This window comes from Aquicoccus porphyridii, assembly GCF_008369105.1.
Lineage (GTDB): Bacteria > Pseudomonadota > Alphaproteobacteria > Rhodobacterales > Rhodobacteraceae > Aquicoccus > Aquicoccus porphyridii.
Genome location: NZ_VINQ01000019.1, coordinates 1 through 18,488, shown reverse-complemented (window position 1 = coordinate 18,488; position 18,488 = coordinate 1). Strand labels below are relative to the sequence as shown.

At 64.2% G+C, this 18,488-nt stretch carries 20 protein-coding genes and 2 pseudogenes; 12 read left to right on the top strand and 10 right to left on the bottom strand.

Going from position 1 to position 18,488, the window contains the following annotated elements; genetic code table 11:
- The first annotated feature begins 83 nt into the window (after window positions 1-83).
- Window positions 84-1,070: a glutathione S-transferase family protein gene (locus FLO80_RS18370; protein ID WP_111365893.1), complete on the top strand. Its 987-nt coding sequence runs from the start codon at window positions 84-86 to the stop codon at window positions 1,068-1,070.
- Between the two features lie 10 nt (window positions 1,071-1,080).
- On the opposite strand, the gene FLO80_RS18365 is transcribed toward FLO80_RS18370, so the two are convergent.
- Window positions 1,081-1,446 carry a response regulator transcription factor gene (locus tag FLO80_RS18365; RefSeq protein WP_111365896.1) on the bottom strand — a complete coding sequence of 122 codons (366 nt, stop codon included), beginning with the start codon at window positions 1,444-1,446 and terminating at the stop codon, window positions 1,081-1,083.
- A 127-nt stretch (window positions 1,447-1,573) separates the two neighbouring features.
- On the opposite strand from FLO80_RS18365, the gene FLO80_RS18360 reads away from it, so the two are divergent.
- A complete protein-coding gene (locus FLO80_RS18360; protein ID WP_111365899.1) occupies window positions 1,574-2,221 on the top strand; it encodes a sulfotransferase family protein in 648 nt (215 codons plus the stop codon).
- Window positions 2,222-2,346: 125 nt separating this feature from the next.
- Window positions 2,347-3,063: a Hint domain-containing protein gene (locus tag FLO80_RS18355; RefSeq protein WP_111365902.1), complete on the top strand. Its 717-nt coding sequence runs from the start codon at window positions 2,347-2,349 to the stop codon at window positions 3,061-3,063.
- A 94-nt stretch (window positions 3,064-3,157) separates the two neighbouring features.
- Here the strand turns inward: FLO80_RS18355 and FLO80_RS18350 are convergent, their stop codons facing one another.
- The 9 genes and pseudogenes from FLO80_RS18350 to FLO80_RS18310 all read right to left on the bottom strand — a co-directional run.
- On the bottom strand, window positions 3,158-5,359 hold the full coding sequence (locus tag FLO80_RS18350) for a 3-hydroxyacyl-CoA dehydrogenase NAD-binding domain-containing protein (RefSeq protein ID WP_111365905.1): 2,202 nt from the start codon (window positions 5,357-5,359) through the stop codon (window positions 3,158-3,160).
- On the bottom strand, window positions 5,356-5,853 hold the full coding sequence (locus tag FLO80_RS18345) for a cupin domain-containing protein (RefSeq protein ID WP_111365908.1): 498 nt from the start codon (window positions 5,851-5,853) through the stop codon (window positions 5,356-5,358). The genes FLO80_RS18350 and FLO80_RS18345 overlap by 4 nt, the downstream gene beginning before the upstream one ends.
- Window positions 5,853-7,064, bottom strand: coding sequence for an acetyl-CoA C-acetyltransferase (locus FLO80_RS18340; RefSeq protein WP_111365911.1), 1,212 nt, complete (start codon window positions 7,062-7,064; stop codon window positions 5,853-5,855). Before FLO80_RS18340 ends, FLO80_RS18345 begins: the two co-directional genes overlap by 1 nt.
- Before the next feature lie 26 nt (window positions 7,065-7,090).
- Window positions 7,091-7,723, bottom strand: a complete 633-nt coding sequence (locus tag FLO80_RS18335; RefSeq protein WP_111365914.1) for a glutathione S-transferase family protein — start codon at window positions 7,721-7,723, stop codon at window positions 7,091-7,093.
- Between the two features lie 301 nt (window positions 7,724-8,024).
- Window positions 8,025-9,161 (bottom strand): acyl-CoA dehydrogenase family protein, encoded by a 1,137-nt coding sequence (locus FLO80_RS18330; protein WP_111365917.1) that lies wholly within the window; start codon window positions 9,159-9,161, stop codon window positions 8,025-8,027.
- A 20-nt stretch (window positions 9,162-9,181) separates the two neighbouring features.
- Window positions 9,182-9,394, bottom strand: coding sequence for a hypothetical protein (locus tag FLO80_RS18325; protein WP_111365920.1), 213 nt, complete (start codon window positions 9,392-9,394; stop codon window positions 9,182-9,184).
- 45 nt (window positions 9,395-9,439) lie between these two features.
- A complete protein-coding gene (locus tag FLO80_RS18320) occupies window positions 9,440-11,215 on the bottom strand; it encodes an acyl-CoA dehydrogenase C-terminal domain-containing protein (protein ID WP_111365923.1) in 1,776 nt (591 codons plus the stop codon).
- A 46-nt stretch (window positions 11,216-11,261) separates the two neighbouring features.
- Entirely contained in the window at window positions 11,262-11,669 is a 408-nt protein-coding gene (locus FLO80_RS18315) for a MerR family transcriptional regulator (protein WP_111365926.1), read from the bottom strand.
- Between the two features lie 201 nt (window positions 11,670-11,870).
- A pseudogene (locus tag FLO80_RS18310) lies at window positions 11,871-12,218 on the bottom strand (MerR family transcriptional regulator); the annotation flags it as partial.
- A 242-nt stretch (window positions 12,219-12,460) separates the two neighbouring features.
- On the opposite strand from FLO80_RS18310, the gene FLO80_RS18305 reads away from it, so the two are divergent.
- The 9 genes and pseudogenes from FLO80_RS18305 to FLO80_RS18265 form a co-directional block, all read left to right on the top strand.
- Window positions 12,461-12,877, top strand: a complete 417-nt coding sequence (locus tag FLO80_RS18305; RefSeq protein ID WP_111365932.1) for a PaaI family thioesterase — start codon at window positions 12,461-12,463, stop codon at window positions 12,875-12,877.
- Window positions 12,877-13,386, top strand: coding sequence for a PaaI family thioesterase (locus tag FLO80_RS18300; RefSeq protein ID WP_111365935.1), 510 nt, complete (start codon window positions 12,877-12,879; stop codon window positions 13,384-13,386). The genes FLO80_RS18305 and FLO80_RS18300 overlap by 1 nt, the downstream gene beginning before the upstream one ends.
- Window positions 13,379-14,710: an MATE family efflux transporter gene (locus FLO80_RS18295; RefSeq protein ID WP_111365941.1), complete on the top strand. Its 1,332-nt coding sequence runs from the start codon at window positions 13,379-13,381 to the stop codon at window positions 14,708-14,710. The genes FLO80_RS18300 and FLO80_RS18295 overlap by 8 nt, the downstream gene beginning before the upstream one ends.
- Before the next feature lie 87 nt (window positions 14,711-14,797).
- Window positions 14,798-16,045 (top strand): lytic murein transglycosylase, encoded by a 1,248-nt coding sequence (locus FLO80_RS18290; protein ID WP_111365943.1) that lies wholly within the window; start codon window positions 14,798-14,800, stop codon window positions 16,043-16,045.
- Window positions 16,046-16,319: 274 nt separating this feature from the next.
- Window positions 16,320-16,760 carry a hypothetical protein gene (locus tag FLO80_RS18285; RefSeq protein WP_246156727.1) on the top strand — a complete coding sequence of 147 codons (441 nt, stop codon included), beginning with the start codon at window positions 16,320-16,322 and terminating at the stop codon, window positions 16,758-16,760.
- Window positions 16,760-17,398 carry a MotA/TolQ/ExbB proton channel family protein gene (locus tag FLO80_RS18280; protein ID WP_111365945.1) on the top strand — a complete coding sequence of 213 codons (639 nt, stop codon included), beginning with the start codon at window positions 16,760-16,762 and terminating at the stop codon, window positions 17,396-17,398. Before FLO80_RS18285 ends, FLO80_RS18280 begins: the two co-directional genes overlap by 1 nt.
- 25 nt (window positions 17,399-17,423) lie before the next feature.
- Complete coding sequence (locus FLO80_RS18275) at window positions 17,424-17,774, top strand: biopolymer transporter ExbD (RefSeq protein WP_246156726.1); 351 nt, start codon at window positions 17,424-17,426, stop codon at window positions 17,772-17,774.
- Window positions 17,771-18,175, top strand: a complete 405-nt coding sequence (locus FLO80_RS18270; protein WP_246156725.1) for an ExbD/TolR family protein — start codon at window positions 17,771-17,773, stop codon at window positions 18,173-18,175. Before FLO80_RS18275 ends, FLO80_RS18270 begins: the two co-directional genes overlap by 4 nt.
- A pseudogene (locus FLO80_RS18265) lies at window positions 18,175-18,488 on the top strand (hypothetical protein); the annotation flags it as partial. The gene FLO80_RS18270 and the pseudogene FLO80_RS18265, both read left to right, overlap by 1 nt.

Below are 18,488 nucleotides of genomic sequence, written 5' to 3'. Positions count from 1 at the left end.
TGCGCAGTGCTCTGCGCGCGCCGCGAGGCTTGGACAGATGCGATGCAGTGCATAGGTGACGCCAAAGGGCAAGGAGTGTGGCGATGGGCCAATTGGTTGACGGGACATGGCACAGCGGGTGGTATGACACGAAATCCTCGGGTGGCGCCTTTCGGCGCAGCGCTGCGGTGTTTCGCAACTGGATCACCCCGGACGGTGCCCCGGGGCCCAGCGGTTCGGGCGGCTATGTGGCCGAGAGTGGACGATATCACCTTTATGTTTCATATGCCTGCCCATGGGCGCATCGCACCCTGATCTTTCGCGCGCTCAAGGGGCTTGAGGATCATATTGGCGTTTCGGTGGTGCATCCCGACATGCTCGACGATGGGTGGAGTTTTGCCAGCGATTTCCCCGGTGCAACGGGGGACGGGCTGCATGATCTGGCCTTCCTGCGCGATCTTTACCTCAAGGCCGAGCCCGAGATGTCGGGACGGGTGACGGTGCCGGTGCTGTGGGACCGCCAGACCGGGACGATCGTCTCCAACGAAAGCGCCGAGATCATCCGTATGTTCAATTCGGCCTTTGACGCGATCACCGGCAATCGCGAGAATTTCTGGCCGTGGGACATGCGCGGGGATATCGAGGCGGTGAACGCGCGGATTTACGACACGCTCAACAACGGGGTCTACAAGGCGGGGTTTGCAACCACGCAGGCGGCCTACGACGCGGCGGTGGGGCCGCTTTTCGACACGCTCGACTGGCTTGAGCGGCACCTTGCGGACAATCGTTACCTGATGGGTGCGCGGATCACCGAGGCCGATTGGCGGCTGTTCACCACGCTGGTGCGGTTCGATGCGGTCTATCACGGGCATTTCAAGTGCAACCGGCGGCGAATCGTGGATTATCCCAACCTCTGGGCCTATACGCGCGAGCTTTATCAATGGCCGGGCGTGCGCGAGACAGTGCACATGGATCACATCACCCGCCATTATCATTACAGCCACGAGACGATCAATCCACACCGCATCGTGCCGATCGGACCAGTGATCGATTTCGAGGCGGCGCATGGGCGCGCAGCGATGCGGTTCTGACGCGGCGCGCTCAGACGGTGCGTTCACCGTAATGAGAGACCATCGCGACGAGGTCTTCGGGCGGGGTGTCGGACTGCACGAAGGCGCAGGCATTGGCGCAGTACCGAAAGATCGACCCGTCGGAAAAGAAGCTGGTATTGGTGACGAAGATCACCCGTGCGCCAGGGTGGCGGTAGCTTGCGAAATCGGCCACGGCAAGTGCGCTTTGATCGTCGAGCATGAGGTCGATCACCAGGATCTGGTAAGGTTTTTCCAGCATCAGCGCGGTCGCTTGGTTGATGCCATGGGCGATATCGGCGTCGATGCCGTGGCGCGTGAGGTGCCGCGCCCAGAGCCGCGCCAGCGCGCCCTTGCTTTCGACGATCAGCGCCCGCATGTGGCCCCCTTCGACTCGGCGTGATTGGATAGAGCACAATCGTTCAAAGCTGTTTCCGCCGCAAGCCCCGCATGCCCCCTCTGAGCGGGGCTTTACCGAGGGGGGCGAGCACAGTAGCGTCTGCGCCATGATCATTTCGCGGGGCCGGTCCTATATCTTCGTGCATATCCCCAAGACCGGGGGAACGGCGCTGGCGCTGGCGCTGGAGGGGCGGGCGATGCGGGATGACATCATGATCGGCGACACGCCCAAGGCTTTGAAACGGCGCCGGAAACTGGCCGGGGTGCAAAGCCGGGGGCGATTGTGGAAACACTCGACGCTGGCCGATATCGACGGGCTGATCGGGGTCGATGAGATCGCGGGCATGCTGTGTTTCACGTTGGTGCGCAATCCGTGGGACCGGATGGTGAGCTACTACCACTGGCTGCGCGACCAGAGCTTCGACCACCCGGCGGTGCGGCTTGCGCGATGCGAGGATTTCAGTGGCTTCCTCAATCACCCGCAGACGCAGGCGGCAGCGCGGGCGAATCCCTATGCGACCTATATGCGCGATGCGACCGGCACGGAGCGGGCGGGGCATTACATAAGGCTGGAGCATTTCGCGGCCGATGCCGTGCCGCTTTGGGAGCATCTGGGATTTCAACTCGATCTGCCCATGGCCAACCGGTCGGATCGGGCGCGCGATTACCGTGGCTATTATAGCGATGATGACCGGTGGCTCGTGGGGGCGCTTTGTGCCGAGGATGTCGCTCGGTTCGGCTACGCGTTTGACTGAGCCTTGTCGGTAACGGCTTGTTACCGGTCGGCGTCACTCTTCCTCAGCGGGCGGTTTCTTGGTATCGTTCGGTTTGAGGTTGTGCAGGACAGGCGCATAAGAATGAAGACAGGCAGTGATCCATCATGTCCCTTATGAAACGGCGTGTCTGCGCCTATCGGCACCTGGATGCCGGATGTTCGCGCTGTGGCGGAAGCGGATTGGTCGAAGGCACGCATCTGACCACCCAAGATGGGCCATGGCCGCTGGGTGCATTGGAGCAGGGTGCGAGACTGCCGGTTTTTCCCGGTGGCGAAAGGGTTCTGGAAGCGATCGCCCATGAACGAATTTGGCTCGACCCGATCGACTGTCCCAGTGTGGTGAAGCCAATCGAGGTGCCCGAGGGAGCCTTGGGCAATGCGCGGGCGGTGTTGTTGCAGGCCGATACACGTATCCTATTCCATGACGAAGCGATGATCGAGACGCTGGGGAATGCGTGGCTGACGCTGCGGGCGGGCGATCTCGAAGGGTTTCGTGGAATCGGGCAGGTTGAGCCACCACGGCAGGCGCGGCTTTACCGGCTGCAATTCGAGGATGTTGAGTTCGTTACGGTCGAGGATGCCTTTCAGGTTCTGGTGGTGCCGAGTTTCATCACGCTGGACAAGGCGGTTGGGTGGTCGGGGTTGCGCAGGTGGTTCGGATCGCAGGAGGTGGCGCATCTTGGTCCGGAGCAGGCAGATGCCTATCTGGCGGTGCTTGAAAACGATCTGGGCGGGGTAGGGGCCGCTTGGCCGCGCGAGCGCACCATGTTTCGGCCCGGACCCCGGTCAGGTGGGGAAATGCGACGGGAAACGTTGGCGTAGGCACTCCGGGGCGCCTGTCGTAATTCGGGCCCGAAAAGGAGAAAGGCGCGCCGGGGTGGCGCGCCTTTATTTTTGTCGCCGGGCTGTTTGCGCCTCAGGCCGCCTTGGCCTGATCCGGGGCGAAGCGGCCGTAGAAGGTCTCGTTCTTCTCGGCCATTTCGCGCAGGAGTGCGGGGGGCGTGAAGCGGTCGCCGAATTTCGCGGTCAGTTCCTCGCAGCGTTCGACGGCATAGGGAGTGCCGATGATGTCGAGCCACGAGAATGGTCCGCCCGACCACGGCGCGAAGCCCCAGGCGAGAACCGCGCCCACGTCGCCTTCGCGAATGTCTTCGAGAACACCTTCTTCGAGTGCGCGCACTGCCTCCAGAACCTGCGCGAACATCAGCCGGTCCTGCACCTCTTGCAAGGGGGGCTGTTCGTCGGCCAGCGGATACTTGTCGTGGATGCCTTTCCAATAGCCCTGCCGCTTGCCGGTCTCGTCATAATCGAAATACCCGGCCTTGGCCTTGCGCCCGAGGCGGCCCTGTTCTTCCATCCAGAACACGAGGTCATCGGCCTCGGAAGCGGGGTATTCATTGCCCATCGCCTCCTTGGTGGCGCGGGTGATCTTGGCGGCAAGGTCGATCGAGGTTTCATCGCCAAGCTGGATCGGCCCGACCGGGAAGCCCAATTGCCGTGCGGCGTGGTCGATCAGCGGCAGCGCCACGCCTTCGGTGACCATGCGCGTCGCCTCGTTGCCATAGGGGATGATGCAGCGGTTGCAGTAGAAGAACCGCGCATCGTTCACGACGATGGGCGTCTTGCGGATCTGGCGCACGTAATCGAGCGCCTTGGCCACGGCGCGCGGGCCGGTTTGCGCGCCCTTGATGATCTCGACCAGGAACATCTTTTCCACCGGCGAGAAGAAGTGGATGCCGATGAACTGCTCGGGGCGTTTGGAGGCCTTGGCGAGGTCGGTGATCGGCAGGGTCGAAGTGTTGGAGGCAAAGATGCAATCCTCGCCGATGACCGCTTCGACCTTTTGGGTCATGTCGGCCTTTACTTTCGGATCTTCGAACACCGCCTCGATGATCAGGTCGGCACCTTCGAGGGCCGAAAGATCCGCAGTGGCGGTGATCAGGTCGAGCGCCTTTTCCTTCTTCTCGGGCGTGGCCTTGCCGCGTTTGATCCCCTTGTCGAAGTAATCCGCAGAATAGGACTTGCCGCGCTCGGCGGTTTCGTCGTCGCGGTCGATCAGCACGACCTCGATTCCGGCCATGGCCGAGACGAGCGCGATGCCCGAGCCCATCATGCCGGCACCCAGAACGCCGATCTTCTTGACCGACTGGTCGGGCACGTCCTTGGGCCGTACCGCGCCTTTCTCAAGCGCTTCCTTGTTGACGAAGAGCGAGCGCATCATGGCAGCCGAGGAGGGGTTCATCAGGATGTTGGTGAACCAGCGCGCTTCGATCCTGAGCGCGGTGTCGAACGGCACCTGCGCGCCCTCGTAAACCGCCGACAAGAGCGCCTTGGCCGCCGGGAAGGCGCCCTGGGTCTTGCCATGGACCATGGCCGAGGCGCCGACGAAGGTCATGAAGCCCGCCGGGTGATAGGGGGTGCCGCCCGGCATCTTGTAGCCCTTGGCATCCCAGGGTTTCACGAGATCGGTTTCTTTCGCGTTCAACACCCATTCCTTGGCGGCTGCCAGCGGGTCGTCGGCCACTTCGTCGATGAGACCGGCCTTTTGTGCCTTGTCGGGTGCGACCATCTTGCCTTCGAGCAGGTAGGGCGAGGCGCCCATCGCACCCAGCTTGCGGGCCAGCCGCGTGGTGCCGCCCGCGCCGGGGAAGATGCCGACCATGATTTCGGGCAAGCCGATCTTGGCCTTCGGGTTGTTGGCGGCAAAGATGCGATGCGTGGCCAGCGGCAGTTCGAGCCCGATGCCCGCGGCGGTGCCCGGAAGAGCGGCGGCAATGGGTTTGCCGCCCTTCTTGGTCTTGAAGTCCATGCCCGCGAGCTCGATCTTGCGCAGAAGGCCGTGCATCTGCATCACGCCCTCGAAGAGACCCTTGGCGGGGTCATCGCCGGCATTGTCCTTCATGTCGGCCAGAACGGTGAGGTCCATGCCGCCGGCGAAATCGGACTTTGCGCTGGTGATGACCACGCCCTTGATATCGTCGTCAGCCAGGGCCCGGTCAATCGCCGCATCCAGATCCTTCAGCCCTTCGAGGGTCATGACATTCATGCTTCTCCCGGGCACGTCCCAGGTGATGAGGGCAATACCCTCGGGTTCCACGGAATAATGGAAGTCGGTCATTTCTGGTCTCCTTTCGTCGGCAGGTCGCGGGGTCCGGCCCATGTGCTGCCGTCGTGATAGGTAAAACGGGGCTCTCCGCCCTGCATGTGAATCATCATGTCGACATCGCCATAGGTTGCGACCTCGTCGGGGTGGCTTGTGCCGACCACGAGAAAGCTGGCCGGGGTGTCCGAGCGGTTGACGAAATGGTGCGCGTTGGCTTCTCCGGCCTTCCACGCGGCACAGTCGCCCGAACGCATCACGGTTTCACCGTCGTCCTCGACGAGAACCAGTTCGCCGGTGAGGACCATGGCAAACTCGTCTTCGCGCAGGTGCCAATGCCGCAAGGACGCGGGCGCCCCGGGTTCAAGGTGAACGATGTTCACCCCGAATTGTGTCAGGCCTGCCGCCTCGGCGAGGGGACGCCAGGACCGCCCGGCCATCTGGCTCGCATAGGGTTCGGGATAGATAGATGCCTGACGCCGTGGCACCTTGTTGAGGTCGATCTTGGGCATCAGACACGCTCGATGATGGTGGCCGCGCCCATGCCCGAGCCGATGCAGAGCGTGGCAAGGCCCACTTCCTTGTCGGCGCGTTCCAACTCGTCCAGAAGCGTGCCGAGGATGATTGCGCCGGTCGCGCCCAGCGGGTGGCCCATGGCGATCGAGCCGCCGTTGACATTGACCTTGGCATGATCGACGCCGAACGTCTGTTCAAAGAGCAGCACGACGCTGGCAAACGCCTCGTTCACTTCGAACAGGTCGATATCGCCGATCTCCATGCCGTTCTCGGCGAGGATCTTTTTCGTCACGGGCACCGGGCCGGTGAGCATGATGGTCGGGTCGGTGCCGATCTTGGCGGTGGCGCGGATGCGGGCGCGGGGTTTGAGGCCGTATTTCTCGCCGAATTCCTTGCTGCCGATCAGTACGGCGGCGGCGCCATCAACGATGCCCGAGGAGTTGCCGGCGTGGTGGATGTGGTTGATCCGCTCAAGCTCGGGGTATTTCAGAAGGGCGACGTTGTCGAAGCCGGGCATCTGTTCGCCGATCTGCTGGAAGCTGGGTTTGAGGGCGCCCAGCGTCTGCATGTCGGTGCCCGGGCGCATGTATTCGTCATGATCAAGGATCGGCAGGCCGTTCACGTCATGCACCGGCACGATGGAGCGGACAAAGCGCTTGTCGTCCCAGGCCGCCTTGGCGCGGTTCTGGCTTTCCACGGCCATTGCATCGGCGTCGTCGCGGCTGAAGCCGTATTTCGTGGCGATGATGTCGGCACCGATGCCTTGCGGCACGAAATACTGGTCGAACGCGATCTGTGGGTCGACCGCGATGGCGCCGCCGTCGCTGCCCATGGGCACGCGGGACATGCATTCGACGCCGCCCGCGATATAGCCGTCGCCCGCGCCGCCGCGCACCTGGTTGGCGGCGACGTTGACCGCTTCAAGCCCCGAGGCGCAGAACCGGTTGATCGAAAGGCCGGGGATGGATTCGTCGAGATCCGAGGCCAGAACGGCGGTGCGGGCCAGGCAGGCGCCCTGTTCGCCGACTTGCGTGACATTGCCCCAGACCACGTCCTCGACGGCGTGGCCTTCGAGATTGTTGCGATCCTTCATCGCGTTGAGCGCGATGGCCGAAAGCCGCGCGGCGGTCACCTCGTGCAGGCTGCCATCGGCGCGGCCCTTGCCGCGCGGCGTGCGCACGGTGTCGTAGATATAGGCGTCGGTCATTGTCGTCTCCTTTTCTCGGGTTCCGGTCACGCCCTGTCGGACGGGTTGCCGGGCATCAGGTCATAGGGGTGTTTCCAGCCGGGCGTCTGTTCGAGGTTCGACAGCCACCGGTCGATATTGGCCCAGTCCTTGCGGTCGAAACCGAAAGGTTCGGGATAGAAGAGATAGCCGCAGCACGAGAGATCGGCGTTGGTGAGATCGTCGCCCACGATCCAGTCGCGCCCCGCGAGATGGGTATCGAGCGTCTGGTAGGCCGCTTTGAGACGGCCCTGCGTGAAGGCGATCACGTCGGCGGGGCGCTTGTCCTCGGGCAGGAAGTTCATCAGGAAGCGGGTCATGCCGGCAGGCGAGCTGAGCTTGTGATTGTCCCACAACACCCAGCGCAGCACCTCGTACTTGTCCTCGACGCTGCCGCCGAATCTGCCGGTCTGGTCGGTGATCCATTGCTGGATCGCACCCGATTGGGTGAGGCGGAAATCGCCGTCTTCGAGCATTGGCGCCTCGCCCATCACGTTCTTGGCGCGGTAGTCGGGGCTGCGCGCGGCACCGCCGAAGAAATCGACGAAGACCGACTCCCATTCGAGGCCGGAGAGTTCGAGCGCGAGCGCGGCCTTGTAGGAATTGCCTGACTCGCCGAAGCAGTGGAGTTTGATGGTCATGGGTGGCTCCCTGTGGTTGGGGCGGAAGTGGGGGTTTTGCACCCCCACACCCCCGCAGAGTATTTCCGGCAAGATGAAGAGACTTTTTTACCGGGCGTTAAGGTTAATGCGTGATGACTCGGAGCGCGGTACAGGCTGGAGAGCCGATGGCCGCGCAAGGTGAAGCCCCGCGTTCCGGTGCCATGGCGCCCGAGGCAGCAGCGCACCGGAACCGGGGTGGGCGTGCCCCTTGCTTCATCTTGCACCAAATACTCCCGCCGGAGGCGACCAATGGCAGGGATATGCTCGGCGGCTGAAATCATCAGAGCGACCTCGCGATCAGTTCCTTCATGATTTCGTTGGTGCCGCCATAGATGCGTTGCACGCGGGCATCGGTCCACATTTCGGCGATGGCATATTCTTGCATGAAGCCGTAGCCGCCATGCAGTTGCAGGCAGTCGTCAAGCACTTCGCCTTGCGTATCGGTGGTCCAGTATTTCGCCATGGCCGCCTTTTCGACGCCGAGTTCGCCGCGCAGGTGCTCGGTGATGCATTCATCGACGAAGCTGCGGGCGATGGTCAGCTTGGTCTGGCACTCGGCCAGTTTGAAGCGGGTGTTCTGGAATTGCGTGAGCGGGCCGCCAAAGGCTTCGCGCGTCTTGGCATACTCGATGGTGCGTTCGACCGCGCCCTGCATGGCCCCCACGGCGCCACAGGCGATGATCAGCCGTTCCTGCGGCAGTTGCTGCATCATCTGGTAGAAGCCGCGACCCTCTTCCAGCCCGAGGATGTTTTCAGGCGGGATTTCCACGTTGTCGAAGAACAGCTCGGACGTGTCGGCGGCATGCATGCCGATCTTTTCGAGGTTGCGCCCACGGGTAAAGCCGGTCGCGCCGTCGGTTTCGACCACGACGAGCGAGACGCCCTTGGCGCCCTGGCTCGGGTCGGTCTTGGCGGCGACGATGATCAACTCGGCATGCTGGCCGTTGGAGATGAAGGTTTTCTGGCCGGAGAGGCGCCAGGAGTTGCCATCCTTGACGGCGCGGGTCTTGATCGCCTGCACGTCCGAGCCGGTCGAGGGTTCGGTCATCGCAAGCGCGCCGACCATTTCGCCCGAAACCATTTTCGGCAGCCAGCGTTGCTTCTGTTCCTCGGTGCCATAGGCGAGGATGTAATGCGCGACGATGCCGGAATGGATCGGGTTGCCCCATGAGGCGAGGTTGGCACGCGGATGTTCCATCATGATCACCGCCTCATGGCCGAAATCGCCGCCTGCGCCACCATATTCTTCGGGGATCGAAGGGCAGAGCAGGCCGAGCGCACCGGCTTCGTTCCAAGCGGAGCGGTCCATCTGGCCCTGTTTGCGCCAGCGTTCGAAATGGGGCGCCCATTCCTCGGTGATGAAGCGCGCCGTCATGTCGGCCAGCATCTTGTGTTCTTCGGTCATCCAGGATGACATGCGGTCCCCTCCCAAGGATACTATCGTTTACGCGCGTCCAGTTCGGAATTGAACAGCCGCAACCGCGCGGTCAGGTTCTCGTGATTGGTGACGCTGTCGAAATGTTCGAACAGGAAGCTGAGGGCCTCGCCCTCGTCGAGCCCGGCCTCGGCGGCGAACCGCTTGAGCCTGCGATAACCGTCCTCGGTCATGGCGACGGGGAAGCGGCGGGTCAGACGGAAGCGTTTGGGCATGTGTTTCCTCCGGGGTGGCGGGGCCGGGGCTGAACCCGGCCCGGCTCAGAACGCCTCGGCGTCGAGCGCCATCACAGGGTCGGCCCCGCTTTCGATTCGCGCAAGGTGCATTGCCGTGGCGGGCAGGCGGCGGGTCATGTAATAGCGCCCGGTGGCGAGCTTTGCCTCGTGGAACGCCGCGTCCGAGGGGTCATCCTCCAGCGCCTTGAGCGATGCGCGTGCCATCATGCCCCACATCAGGCCAAGGCAGACATGGCCGAAAAGATGCATGAAATCGCTCGACCCGGCCAACGCCGCGTTGGGGTTCTTCATGCCGTTTTGCATGAAATACATCCCCGCCGCCTGAAGATCCTTGGAGGCTTTCTTGAGCGGCTCGACGAAATCGGCCATGCCCTCTACATCCTTGTTCTCGGTGCAGAAATTCTTGACCATCTCGAAATAGGCCATGACATGCTTGCCGCCGTCCTGGGCCAGTTTGCGGCCCACGAGGTCGAGCGCCTGAACGCCGTTGGCACCTTCGTAGATCATGGCGATGCGGGCGTCGCGGGCGAATTGCGACATGCCCGATTCCTCGATATAGCCATGACCGCCAAAGACCTGCTGGGCCTGGATCGTCATGTCGAAACCTTCGTCGGTCAGGAAGCCCTTGATGACCGGCGTCATGAGCGAGATCAGGCCATCAGCGTCCTTGTCTTCGGCGCGGTGCGCCTTGTCGATCAGTGACGCGCCCCAGAGGATGAAGGCGCGTGCGCCTTCGACAAAGCTTTTCTGATCCATCAGCATGCGGCGCACATCGGGATGAACGATCAGCGGATCGGCCGGGCCGTCGGGGTTTTTCACGCCTGTCACATCGCGGCCCTGAAGCCGGTCCTTGGCGTAGGCGAGCGCGTTCTGATAGGCGACGTCGGCCTGGGCCAGCCCCTGCATGCCGACACCGATGCGGGCCTCGTTCATCATGGTGAACATGGCGCGCATGCCCTTGTGTTCCTCGCCCAGCAGGTAGCCGGTGGCGCCGTCGTAATCCATCACGCAGGTCGAGTTGCCATGGATGCCCATCTTTTCTTCGAGCTTGCCACAGGTGACGCCGTTACGGTCGCCCAGGCCACCGTCTTCCTTGACGAGGAACTTGGGCACGATGAAGAGCGAGACGCCCTTGATACCCTCGGGGCCGCCGGGGATCTTGGCCAGAACGAGATGGATGATGTTCTCGGCCATTTCATGCTCGCCCGAGGAGATGAAGATCTTCTGCCCGCTCAGCTTGTAACTGCCGTCATCCTGCGGTTCGGCCTTGGTGCGCATCAGGCCCAGATCGGTGCCGCAATGCGGCTCGGTCAGGTTCATCGTGCCGGTCCATTGGCAACTGACCATCTTGGGCAGGAAGGTGTCTTTCTGCTGGTCGCTGCCATGGGTGAGAATGGCAGAAGCCGCGCCATGGGTCAGGCCCTGATACATGGTGAAGGCCTGGTTGGCGGCGGAAAACATTTCGCCCACCGCCGTGCCCAGCACATAGGGCATGTTCTGGCCGCCATACTCCTCGGGCATGTCGAGGCCGGTCCAGCCGCCCTCGCGGACTTGATCGAACGCGTCCTGAAATCCGGTGGGCACGCGCACAACGCCGTTTTCCAGCGTGCAACCTTCGGCATCGCCCACGGCATTGAGCGGGGCGATCACCTCGGAGGTCAGTTTGCCGGCTTCTTCGAGCACGGCGGAGGTGAAATCGGGTTCAAGCTCGGCATAGCCGGGGACGTCGGATTGCGAGACGCGGAGCACGTCATGCAGCACGTATTGCAGGTCTTTCGTCGGTGCGGTGTAGCTGGGCATGGGTCTTGTCCTGTTGGCGTTGTGTTTGGGTCAGGCGAAAGGGGTCTTATTCGGCGGCTTTCTTCGTCTGTTTCATCGAGGCGATGATCTTGGCACCCCAGTCGAGCTGTTCCTTCAACTCGGTTATGGCCTCGTCGAGTTCGGCGCGCTGACGTTCCATGTCGGCCAGGCGGTCCTGCGCGATTTCATAGGTGCGTTGAATCTGGGTCTGTTGCTGGTCGCCGATGTTGTAGAGTTCGAGCAACTGGCGGATTTCCTCGAGCGAGAAACCGAACCGTTTGCCGCGCAGGATCAGTTTGAGCCGGGCGCGATCGCGTTTGGTGAACAGGCGTTTCTGACCCTCGCGGATCGGGAAAAGCAGTTCCTTGGATTCGTAAAAGCGCAGGGTGCGGGGCGTGACGTCATAGGCCGCGCACATCTGGCGAATGGACATCAGGTCGTCTGAATCAGTCATCAAACCGGCTCCGGCTGCGTGTCAGATGCCACGAGATTGAGGGTTTGGCCGAGTCGTTGCAAGTAAAGTTGACGTTAACGTAAGCGTAACGTCACGTCATTTCGACTTCTCCGTCTCGTCGGGGCGGAACTCGATCTCGATATTGGGACGGAAGGCTTCGCCGATATCGCCGCCCTCATCCTCGATCTCGATCAGTCTCACGGTGCTATCGCGCGATTGTTCCAGCGTCTCGATCGCGTCCTTGAGATCTTCGAGCTGCGCGCACAGCACTTCGAGCTGATTATTGGCGGATTTTACCCATGCCTTGCGGGCGTGATAGCCGTCTTTCTCGTAGATCAGCAGCCATTGGCGGATGCCTTCGAGCTGAAACCCCCATTTGCGGCCGCGGAGGATCAGGATCATCCGCTCGATCTCGCGTTTACCGTAGTAGCGGGCGCGGCCTTCGCGCTCAGGCTGGAGAAGCTCGATATACTCGTAATAGCGCAGGGTGCGGGGTGTCACGTCGAACCGCTCGCACATTTCCTTGAAGGACAGTCGGATCTCGGACATCGTGTTTCCCCTTTGGTCGGGATGGTATTGCGTCGCGCGGGCAAGGGCAACTGCCCGGACACCTGAATGGCAGGCCTCGACGCGATGCAGCATCCTGCAGCTTCCGCGCCGCAGTATTGAAATTTCCGCGCCCGTATCAAGGCCCTCCGGCGAAAAGACGCAAAGTCATTTCCCAGCTTGCGGCGCTATGGCATACCTGTTCAAACATGGCTGCAACTCCGAAATTGGGAGCGACGTGGGCGATGGACAAGACAAAGATCGCGAAACAGTTCATTCAGGCGATCCCGCATTCCAAGGCGCTTGGGATGGAGTTGACCCATATCGGCGACGGGGTGGCGGAGATCGTCATGCCCTATGACGCGCGTTTCGTGGGCGACCCGGAAACCGGTGTGATCCATGGCGGGGCGGTGTCGGCCCTGATGGACACCTGTTGCGGGGCGGCGGCGATGAGTCACCCGGCCTCGCCGGCGAGCACGGCGACGATCGACCTTCGGATCGACTATATGCGCCCCGCGACCGCCGGGCAGGCGATCAAGACGCGGGCCGAATGCTATCACATCACCCGTTCGGTCGCCTTTGTCCGCGCCGTGGCCATGGACGAGGACGAAAACCGACCCGTCGCCACGGCGACGGGTACATTCACGGTGGAGGCGAAGTGATGGCGCACAAGAAGCCCGAGCCGGTGCAGGTGATCAAGCAGCGTCGCGACGCGGCGCTGGCGGCGCTGGTGCATGGTGTGCCCTATATCAACTACATGGGCATCGAGTTCGAGCGACGGGGCGACGAATTGACCGCGATCATGCCGTTCGACGAAAAGCTGATCGGCAACCCGCTATTGCCTGCGCTGCATGGCGGCGCGACCTCGGGGTTTCTTGAGGTGACAGCGGTGATCGGGTTGAGCTGGGCGGTGCTGTGGGACGAGATCCAGAGCGGTGAGCAGGTGGTCGAGGAGATCGTCAGGGGGCATCTGCCACGCCTGCCCAAGACCATTGATTTCACGGTGGATTACCTGCGCTCGGGCTTGCCGCGCGACGCCTATGCGCGGGCCAAGGTCAATCGCTCGGGACGGCGCTATGCCAGCGTGCATGTCGAGGCGTGGCAGGACAACCGCAACCGCGCCTATGCCCAGGCGACAGGGCATTTCCTGATGCCGCCGCGCCATGGCTGAGGCTGTGCAGGTCGGCGAGACGATCACCCATGCCCGTGTCCTGAAGATCGCCATTCCGATCCTGCTGGCCAATGTCACCGTGCCGATCCTCGGTGCGGTGGACACGGCGGTGGTGGGCCAGATCCCCGCACCCGAGCCGATCGCGGCGGTGGGGGTGGGGGCGATCATCCTGTCGGCAATCTACTGGATCTTCGGGTTCCTGCGGATGGGGACCACCGGCCTCACCAGCCAGGCGGCGGGGGCGGGCAACCGCGCCGAGGTGGCGGCACTTCTGACCCGGTCGCTGATGATCGGGCTGGCGGGCGGCGTGGTGCTGATTGTCTTGCAAGGGCTTGTTTTCGCGGGCGCATTCCGGGTGGCCCCGGTCAGCGACACGGTCGAGGTGCTGGCGGGTGAATACATGCGCATCCGCGTCTGGTCGGCCCCGGCGGCGATCGCGATCTATGGCATCACCGGTTGGCTGATCGGGCAGGAACGCTCGCGCGGGATGCTTTGGCTCTTGCTGTGGATGAACGGGGTCAACGTGGTGCTGGACCTTTGGTTCGTGCTGGGGCTGGACATGGGCGTGGCAGGCGTGGCTTGGGCTACCTTTCTTGCCGAGTGGTCGGCGCTGGGGTTCGGGTTGTGGTTGTGCCGGGCCGCGTTCCGGGTGCCGGACTGGCGCAACTGGGCGCGGGTGTTCGACCGTGAAAAGCTGCGCAGGATGGCGGTGGTGAATACCGATATCCTGATCCGGTCGATGCTGCTGCAGGGAATTTTCGTGTCTTTCCTGCTGCTTGGGGGCAAGTTCGGCGATGTGGCGCTGGCCGCGAACCAGGTGCTTTTGCAATTCATCCATATCACCGGCTTCGCGATGGACGGGTTCGCCTTTGCCGCCGAGGCGCTGGTCGGGCAGGCCTTTGGTGCGGGGGCGGTGGCGCGGTTGCGGCGTGCGGCCATCATGACGAGCCTTTGGGGCGCGGTGGTGGCGGTGGTGATGGCGGTTGCGTTCTGGGGCGGCGGGCCGATGATCATCGACCTGATGGCGGTGGACGAGGACGTGCGCGTGGCGGCGCGGAGCTATCTGCCATGGGTGATCGCGGCGCCGGTGATGATCCTTGGCCTGGTGATGCTCGACGGGATTTTCATTGGGGCCACGCGAACCGCCGACATGCGCAACATGATGCTGGTCACCGCCGTGATCTATGGGCTGGCGGTCTGGGCGCTGATCGGGCCGTTGGGCAATCATGGGCTGTGGCTGGCGATGCATGTGTCCTTCGTGGTGCGCGGGGTGACGCTGGGGTTGCGATACAAGGCGCTGGAGCGGGCGGCGGCACTGGCCTGACCGGAAAGCCGCCGATGCCACGCACCGGGCTTGTGCCGAATCCCGCCTTGCGGCACATTTGTAAAAAACCGGGCAGAGGTGGGGCAAATGACTGTAACGAGACGTTTTTTCACGATTGGTGCGGCGGCGGGACTGGTCGCGGGATGCCGCGCGGGGCCGGGGCAGGTGATTGCAAGCACGACCCCGGTCGATCCAGGACTGCAACCGCAGCCCAACGCGGGCTATGACGCTTGGGTGGCGTCGTTCCGGGGGCGGGCCGAGGCGGCGGGGATTTCGCGTGCGACGCTCGATGCGGCGTTTCGGGGGGCGGGGTTCCTGCCCGGGGTGGTCGAGAGGGACCGCAACCAGACCGAGTTCACCCGCACCACCGAGGATTACCTTGCCATCGTTGCATCGGAGGACAAGGTGGCGCGGGGGCGGGCGGCGTTTGCGCAGAGGCGGGCGCTTCTGGGCGAGATCGAGACGCGCTTTGGCGTGCCCGCGCAGATCGTCGCGGCGATCTGGGGGGTGGAGAGCCAGTACGGCACACGGCGCGGGAATATCCCCGTGATTTCAGCGACTTCCACGCTGGCCTACGATGGGCGGCGGGGGTCGTTTTTTGAAAGCCAGTTGATGGCGGCGCTGCGTATTCTTGAACGGGGCGACACCACGCCTGCGCGCATGACCGGGAGCTGGGCGGGTGCGATGGGGCATACGCAATTCATTCCAACCACTTACCAGTCTTTCGCGGTGGATTTCCAGGGCGACGGGAAACGCGACATCTGGTCGGAAGATCCCACCGATGGGCTGGCTTCGGCGGCGGCTTACCTGGCGAAATCCGGTTGGAGGAGGGGCCGCAAATGGGGGTTGGAAGTCGTTGTTTCGCAAGGATTTAATCCGGCCCTCGCCGGACGCGGCAAGGGCCGGGCGGTGAGCGAATGGGCGGCGATGGGGGTGCGGCCTGCGGCGGGGGGGAGCCTGCCGGATCATGGCGCGGCGTCGGTCCTGTTGCCTGCGGGGCCGGGCGGGCCGGCCTTCATGATCTTCAGCAATTTCAATGTCTTGCTGCGTTACAACAACTCGGAAAACTATGGGCTGGGCGTGGGATACCTGTCGGACCGGCTGGCCGGGGGTGGGCCGCTCAGGGGGCGGTTCCCGCCGGATGACGATGGGCTAACTATCGACGATCGCAAGGAAATTCAGCGCCGCCTGACGGCGCGGGGCTATGACACGGGCGGTGTCGACGGGGTGCTGGGCAAGAAGAGCGAGGCGGCGATCCGCGAGTGGCAGGCGGCGCAGGGCGTGGCCGTCACGGGCCGCCCGTCGCGCGGGTTGCTGGCCCAGCTTGGCGGGTGAGCGCAAAAGGTTAACGCCACCGCACGGTGCGAAATCAGGGGGGTGACTTCCGCGCACCGTCCGGCTGCCACCCGGCTGCCGGGCAAAGCGGTTTCAGATGTAACCGAATTTGGTTAACGCACCGCGCGCCCGCACGCCCGGCCGGGCCGCGCAAGCGGGCGAAACGGTCGCACCCCGCCATGCCCGGGTCGGCGAAATTGTCAGGCTGGAGGCCGGGTGATATGTGACGGTTGAGAATGCCGTATCGGCATCGGTCCGTCGGGGGAATTGAGACATGGAATTTCGCGGATTTCATCTGATGGCTGCGCTCGGGTGCCTTGTCGGTGCCGCGCTGCCGGGACAGGGACAGGCGCAGGAGGATCTGGGCGCGGGGGTGAGTATCGAGCTCAATGCGCTTGACCCGGGCGAGGGGGCCTGCCGGATCAGTTTCGTGATCCAGAACGGCCATGCGCGCGACATTGACAGCGCAGTGTTCGAGGCGGTGCTGTTCGACGCGGATGGGCGTGTCGAGCGGCTCACCCTTTTTGATTTCGGCGCGTTGCCCGCGGCGCGGCCCCGGGTGCGGCAATTCGCGGTGCCGGGGCTCGACTGTGACGGGCTGGGCCGGGTGCTGATCAACGGGGCCGAGACCTGCGCGGGCGAAGGCCTCGCGCCGGGGGCCTGCATGGAGGGGCTTGAGTTGCGCAGCCGGACGGATGTGGAGTTGATCGGGTGATGGAGCAACTTTCCGAGGCGCTGGCGCGGATCGCCGATCTGGGCGGGCCGGTGGTTCTGCTGCTGGGCGCGTTGTCGGTGCTGGTTCTGGCGGTGGTGCTTTACAAGCTGTGGCAATTCGCGAGTGCCGGTGTCGGGCGGCACCGCGCGCTCAGCGATGCGGTGGCGGCGTGGGACCGGGGCGCGGCGGATGAGGCGCAGCGGCACCTTGGTCGCTCGACCAGTTACCTGCGCCCGGTGGTGGCGATGGCGATGGAGGGCGCGGCGGATGCGCGGCGGTTGGAGGCCGAGGCGGAGCTGCGCTTTGCGCGGCTGGAATCGGGGTTCCGGCTGCTCGATTCGGTGGCGCAACTGGCGCCGCTTCTGGGGCTGTTCGGCACGGTGCTGGGCATGATCTCGGCGTTTCAGGCGTTGCAGGCGGCGGGCGCGCAGGTCGATCCTTCGGTTCTGGCCGGGGGGATCTGGGTGGCGTTGCTGACCACGGCGGTGGGGCTGGCGGTGGCGATGCCGACGGCACTGATCCTGAGCTGGTTCGAGGCGCGGATGGACGGCGAGCGGGTGCTGGCGCAAAAGGCGCTGCATACGGTTCTGGCGCCTGCGGGTGCGTTGGGCGCGCCGGGCGCCACGGGCGATGCGTAGGGCGCGGCGGCGGCGCCGGATGTCGATGACATCGCTCATCGACGTGATCTTTCTCTTGCTGCTGTTCTTCATGCTGAGTTCGAGTTTTACCCGCTTTGCCGAGGTCGACCTGACCACGGCGGGGGGCGGCGGTGTGGCCATGGCAGAGGCGCGGCCGGTGTTCCTGCGGCTTGGCCCCGAGGGGGTCAGTGTGAACGGGGTCGAGGCCGGTTTGGATGGCGTTCCGGGCGCGTTGGGGGCGCTGTCCGGGGAGAGCGGCGAGATGCCGGTGATCGTGGCGATGCGCGGGGCGGTGACGGCGCAGCGGCTGACCGATCTTCTGGTCGTGCTGCGCGGGGTGCCGGGGTTGCGCGTGACGGTGCTGGAGGCGGGATGATTCGGGGCATGGGCAGCGCGGGGTTTCGCCGGTCGGGCGTTCGCAAGGGGCGCGAGCCGACCATCGCGCTGATCAATATCGTGTTTTTGATGCTGGTGTTCTTCCTCGTGGCGGGCACGCTGACGCGGCCGCTCGACCCCGAGTTGCGGCTGGTGAGCGTGGCCGACCTTGAAGGGGTCGCCCCGGCGGATGCGCTGGTGATCCGTGCCGATGGCGGGATGCGCTGGCGTGGCGAGGTGGTTGCGGATGTGGCGGATTTCGTGGCGGCGCAGCCCGAGGCGGGGCGGGTGCGGGTCGTGCCCGACCGCGCATTGCCCGCCGCCGATCTGGTGCGGATCGGGCGGGCGCTGCGCGCGGCGGGGGCGGGCCGGGTGGTGATCGTGACCGAGCGGGGGCTGTGATGATCGCGGGGTCGTATATCGCCAAGCTGGTCGCGCTGGGGTTGGCGGTCGCGGTGCATGGGGCGGTGCTTCTTGCGCTGGGGCCGGGTGGGCGCGAGGCGGTCGCGGTCGAGGGAGCCGAGGGGGCGGGCGAGGTGCGGCTGGGGCAGGGGTTTTCCGACATGGCGGCGGGGCGTCTTGAGGCGCAGGCGGCGGTGGACGCGGTGCAGGCGGAGGCGCCCGAGAAGGTCGAGGCGACGGCTGCCGAGGCTGTCGTGCCGGTTGAGCAGGCCGAGGTGGTGCGCGCCGAGGCGGTGCCCGACACCCCGGCCCG